This window comes from Porcipelethomonas sp., assembly GCF_051893655.1.
Lineage (GTDB): Bacteria > Bacillota > Clostridia > Oscillospirales > Ruminococcaceae > Porcipelethomonas.
Genome location: NZ_JBJFHN010000145.1, coordinates 1 through 5,759 on the forward strand (window position 1 = coordinate 1; position 5,759 = coordinate 5,759).

General features: G+C 34.1%; 5 protein-coding genes and 1 pseudogene. All 6 read left to right on the forward strand.

What is annotated here, in order from left to right:
• Positions 1 to 222: pseudogene (locus ACI4WO_RS09105) on the forward strand (MBOAT family O-acyltransferase); the annotation flags it as partial.
• A 10-nt stretch (positions 223 to 232) separates the two neighbouring features.
• Entirely contained in the window at positions 233 to 1,639 is a 1,407-nt protein-coding gene (locus tag ACI4WO_RS09110; RefSeq protein ID WP_439807247.1) for a DHHW family protein, read from the forward strand.
• Between the two features lie 11 nt (positions 1,640 to 1,650).
• A complete protein-coding gene (locus tag ACI4WO_RS09115; RefSeq protein ID WP_439807248.1) occupies positions 1,651 to 3,441 on the forward strand; it encodes an HAD-IIIC family phosphatase in 1,791 nt (596 codons plus the stop codon).
• Positions 3,441 to 3,683, forward strand: coding sequence for an acyl carrier protein (locus ACI4WO_RS09120; RefSeq protein WP_439807251.1), 243 nt, complete (start codon positions 3,441 to 3,443; stop codon positions 3,681 to 3,683). The genes ACI4WO_RS09115 and ACI4WO_RS09120 overlap by 1 nt, the downstream gene beginning before the upstream one ends.
• A gap of 8 nt (positions 3,684 to 3,691) precedes the next feature.
• Complete coding sequence (rlmD, locus tag ACI4WO_RS09125; protein WP_439807249.1) at positions 3,692 to 5,041, forward strand: 23S rRNA (uracil(1939)-C(5))-methyltransferase RlmD; 1,350 nt, start codon at positions 3,692 to 3,694, stop codon at positions 5,039 to 5,041.
• 98 nt (positions 5,042 to 5,139) lie between these two features.
• The coding region (locus tag ACI4WO_RS09130; protein ID WP_439807250.1) for a recombinase family protein at positions 5,140 to 5,759 on the forward strand (620 nt) is incomplete at its 3' end.

Here is a 5,759-nt window from a genome sequence, read left to right on the forward strand (position 1 = left end):
TATACTAAGCTTGCATTTACAAATAATTTTTATTTGATAATAATTGCACTTATATGCTCATTCCCGATTGCAAAACTGATAAAAAAGATTAATGATAAATCCTCGGCAATAAATGTAGCGTCAACCTTTTTGAAAATTCCGGTAAATCTGGCACTTATTCTTGTAAGCAGTATTATGCTTGTTGATGCTACTAATAATCCGTTTTTGTATTTCAGATTTTAGGAGGCAGTAAATGCAGAAGAATAATAAAAATGATGAAAGATCTGCCCAGGCTTACATAAGAAAACTTTCTATAAAAAGAAAAAGAAAGATAAGAATGCTAAAGGCTGCAAATGTAATAATATGTGCGTTTACATTCGTAGTTATTGCAGCTTGTATGATTATTTTAAAACGTCCGAAAGTTTCTGAAACAGAAAACCGTACTCTTGCAAAATGGCCTTCTTTTTCATTTTCCGATTATTTTTCCGGTAAATATACTTCGGGAATAGAAAACTTCTATAATGATACTGTTCCGGGACGTGAAAAATTTAAGGAATGGACCGCAGATATCAGGGATATGTTCGGATTGAAGTCGGAAGAGGTTAAAATTCATGGTACACCTGTAAAACAGGATGTTAAGGAGAATAAAAGTAAGCAAACCGCTTTTTCATCTTTTGCAGCTAAAGCCAGCGAGACAAAAACTTCCGTCACAACGGCAGTTTCAGAAACCGAAGCGGCAACAGAACCTACGGAAGATCCTCTTGATGATCCGAACATTGAAGGAGAGATGAGTAATAACATATTAGTATATAATAATCGAGGCATAATGCTTTTTGGTGGAAGTTATTCAAATGGCGAATTATATGCACAGTATGTAAATGCATTTAAATCGGATTTAGGGGATGTTAATGTATACTCAATGGTTTGTCCGACGCCGGTTTCATATTATCTTCCTAAAAAATATTCAGACCTTACTGCCAGTGAAAAGGATAATATTGACAATATAAACAGTTATCTTGATGATGTGACTCCAATTGATGCCTATGGTGCTTTGATGGAGCATAAAGATGAAGAAATTTTTAAACGTACTGACCATCATTGGGCACAGCTTGGGGCATTTTATGCCGCAGAAGAATTTGCTAAAACTGCCGGAGTGCCTTTTGCATCTCTGACAAGTTATGAAAAGATCACAAAGCAGGGATATGTAGGTACGCTTTATGGATATTCCGGAGACAATGACTTAAAAGATAATCCGGAGGATTTTACTTATTATGTTCCAAAAAACAATTATACAACAACATATTATTCAACAGATATGACAGATGAATACGAGGGCAATCTGTTAATAAATCTGGATAATGTTGACCCTGTAAGCTGGTATCTGGTATTTATGGGAACTGATGCCGCTGTTACTCATGTTCATACTGATGTGGGCAACGGACGAAAGCTTGCGATTGTAAAAGACAGCTATGGAAATGCTCTTGTTCCTTGTCTGACAGGTTCATTTGAAGATATCTATGTTATAGATATGCGGTATTTTGAGGTGAATGCTGTGGCTCAGATGAAGGAATGGGGAATAACTGACCTTTTGTTTGCTATGAATACTTTCAGCGCAACCGGAAGCAATTTTGAGTGTATAGAAACAATAAGAACACAGTAAAGGAAAACAAAATGAAAGAATTATTATATCCCTTTGACAGCAGTTATCTTCTGAAAAACAGAAAAAAAATCAGGAGAGAGCTTCTTGAAAATAATACTGAACGAATTCATAAAAAAATAGCTGTACTGGGCGGCTCAACAACAAATGATATTGTGTCAATGCTTGATTTGTTTTTGCTTGATAACGGTATAGAATGTGAATTCTATCAGTCAGAATATGCTCAGTACTGGCAGGACGCTATGTTCGGAAATGAAAAATTAAATGCATTTCATCCTGATATTATTTATATTCATACAACTTCCAGAAATCTTGATGAATTTTCATTTGATATGTCACTTAATGAATCTGATATAGATGATATGTTAGAAAAACAATATTATCATTTTAAAAGTATGTGGGAACGTCTTAATGAAATTTATGATTGCCCGATAATACAAAATAATTTTGAGCTTCCGCAATACCGGACATTGGGAAATCGTGATTCATGGGATATACATGGCAGAATAAATTTTATTTCCAGACTTAATATGAAATTATATGAATATGCGTCATCACATGATTCTTTTTACATAAATGATATTAATTATATTTCATCATCATATGGTCTGGACAAATGGGCAGAACCCAAATACTGGTATATGTATAAGTATGCCATGAGTATGCATGCGATTCCGGATTTTGCTTTTAATTTATCTAATATTATAAAATCAATCTTTGGAAAAAACAAAAAAGCTTTTGCTCTTGACCTTGATAATACTTTATGGGGCGGAGTTATAGGTGATGATTCAGTTGAGGGAATTGAAATCGGGCATGAAACAGCTGACGGAGAAGCATATCTAGCTTTTCAGAAATATATAAAGGAACAAACTCAGCTTGGAATTTTGATGACAGTCTGTTCAAAAAATGATGAAGAAAATGCCGTTTCTGGTCTTAATCATCCAGATGGTGTATTAAAGCCGGATGATTTTGCAGCCTTTAAAGCTAACTGGAATCCAAAAGACATAAATGTATCAGATATTGCCGGGGAATTAAATATACTTCCTGAAAGCATTGTTTTTGTAGATGATAATCCGGCAGAGCGTGAAATAGTAAGCAGACAGATAGGATGTGCGGCTCCGGAAATGTCATCACCTGATGAATATATAAAAACTATTGACAAAAACGGATTTTTTGAAGTGACGTCATTTTCCGCTGATGATATGTCCAGAAATGATATGTATAAGGCTAATGCTAAGCGCCGTTTAGCTCAGGCGGAATTTGCAGATTATGATGATTACCTTAGAAATATGGATATGACAGCAATTATTGAAGACTTCAGACCTATATATATTCAAAGAATTACACAACTGATTAATAAGAGCAATCAGTTTAATCTTACTACCAGAAGATATACTCAAAGTGAAATTGAAGAAATTTACAATAGCAGTGATTATATAAGGCTTTATGGCAGGCTTTATGATAAATTCGGAGATAATGGTATAGTTTCTGTAATCATAGGCAAAATCAAAGGTACGGAACTTCATATTGATTTGTGGATTATGAGCTGTCGTGTACTTAAAAGAAATATGGAATATGCAATGCTTGACGTACTGGCAGAAGAATGCAGAAGAAAGATTTTAGAATCTATTTTTGGTTATTATTACAGAACAAAGAAAAATAATATGGTCAGCGGACTATATAATGATTTTGGATTTGAAAACATTTCTGTAAGCGATAATGGAGATAGTATCTGGAAGCTTGATTTAAATGAATATACACAAAAAAATAATATTATTAAATTAAAAGAAGGAGAAAAAATATGATAAATAATAATGAACTTTGGGAAAGACTGACAGGGGTTTTCAGAGATGTTTTTGATGATACGAAATTAAAAATTGATGAGGATACTACTTCTGAAGATATAGAAGATTGGGACAGTCTGGAACATATTAATCTGATTGATGCCGTGGAACATGAATTTTCCATGAAGTTTAAAATGAGGGAAGTATCTGGCATGAAAAATGTAGGGGAGATGGCAGATATTATTGCTGCAAGAGGTAAATAATTTTTAAGATGGTGAAAAATGAAATAATAATATTAGAAATTACTGATATCACAACAGATGGGAATGGAGTAGGAAAGTACAATGGAATGGCAGTATTTGTTCCGGAAACTGCTGTTGGTGATTTAATTGAAGCGAAAGTTGTAAAGGTTTTGAAAAATTACTCATTTGCAATTGTAAATAAAATATTAAAAGCTTCAAAGGATCGTATTGATTCTGATTGTCCGTATTTTCCAAAATGCGGCGGATGCTCATTCAGGCACATAAACTATAATGCAGAGCTTAAAATAAAAGAAAAGTTTGTTTATGATGCTTTTACACGTATAGGTAAAATAAACTGTGATTTTTTACCCATTTTAGGCTGTGATAATCAGAATGGATATAGAAATAAGGCTCAGTATCCTGTTGCTGAAAAGAACGGAAAAATAGAATGTGGTTTTTATGCAAAACGCAGTCACAGAATTATTGGAGGATTCGAATGCCGTCTTATTCCTGATGAATTTTCTAAAATAGCTCAAATGATTACAAAGTATGCTGCCCAAAATAATATAAGCGCTTATAATGAAATGACAGGAAAAGGAATTTTGAGGCATATTTATCTGAGAAGGGGAGCAGTTACAGGAGAAATAATGGTATGTGTTGTTGTTTCAAAACCATGTGCTGAAAAATTTTATGCGTTATGTGATATGTTAAAATCACACTTTAAAAGTGTGGTAAGTATTGTTATGAATATAAACTCTCAGAATACTAATGTAATTTTAGGACATAAAACGATTGTTTTATATGGAAAAGATAAAATTACTGATATTATGTGTGGGAATATAATTGGTATTTCTTCTCAGTCGTTTTATCAGGTTAATTCTCCGCAGGCTGAAAAATTATATAAAATTGCTGAAGAATTTGCTGATTTTAAAGGAGATGAAAGTCTTCTTGATTTGTATTGCGGTGCAGGGACAATTGGACTTTCCATGGCTGACAAGGTAAAGAAACTTACAGGAGTAGAAATAATTCCTCAGGCGGTGGAAAATGCACGGGAAAATGCTGCAAACAGTGGTATTGAAAATGCAGAGTTTATATGTTCTGATGCAGGTGAAGCAGCACATAAACTTGCTGAATCAGAAAGTTTGCCTGATGTTGTAATAGTTGATCCTCCAAGAAAGGGCTGTGATAAACTGACTCTTGATTCAATGGTAAAAATGCATCCGGAAAAAATTGTGATGGTTTCCTGTAATCCGGCTACTGCTGCACGTGACTGTGCTTATCTTGTTGATAACGGATATGAGACAGTTAAAGTTAAAGCTGTGGATCTGTTTCCTAGGACGTGCCACGTTGAGTGCGTGGTTTTGATGTCAAAAGCATAAACAACGTAAAATAGGCATTTTTGAGGATAAATAGGCTACTATACATTCTGACTTTATAATGTTCAAAGTAGGCTATTCTTTAACCTGGAGGTGAAATCATGGCAAAAAGAATAAGCTATATACCTGCTACTAAACCTTTTTTAGTAAAGAATGTCGGAATATATTGTCGTGTAAGTTCCAATAAAAAAGAGCAATTAAATAGTTTGGCTACACAAATATCTGCACTTACGAGTTCGGTATCAAAGATAGAGCAATGGAAATTGGTAGATACATTTATTGATATTGCTTCTGGAAAAGCTGGAGAAACCAGAAACGAATTTGATCGTATGGTTACAGCATGTGAATCAAAGAATATTTCGGTTATCGTAACAAAAAGCATAAGTCGTTTTGGCCGTGATACTGTTGAAACCATGGAAGCAATTCAAAGAATAAAGGCGGCGGGTGCTCGTATTATATTTCAAGAGGAAAACCTTGATACGGATGAATATGACAGCTCGTTTATCATTACTATATTGGAATCGTTAGCACAAGCGGAAAATGAAAGCAGGAGTGCTAACATTCGTCTGGGACTAAGTTATCGAGCTGCAACTGGGACATTAAAGAATTATGATAAGCCAATATATGGATACATAAAAAACGAGGCTGGTAAGTTAATTATTGATAAAGAAAAAGCTGAAGTAGTAAGAGACATATATTATTGGTATCTCAAAGGCGAAAG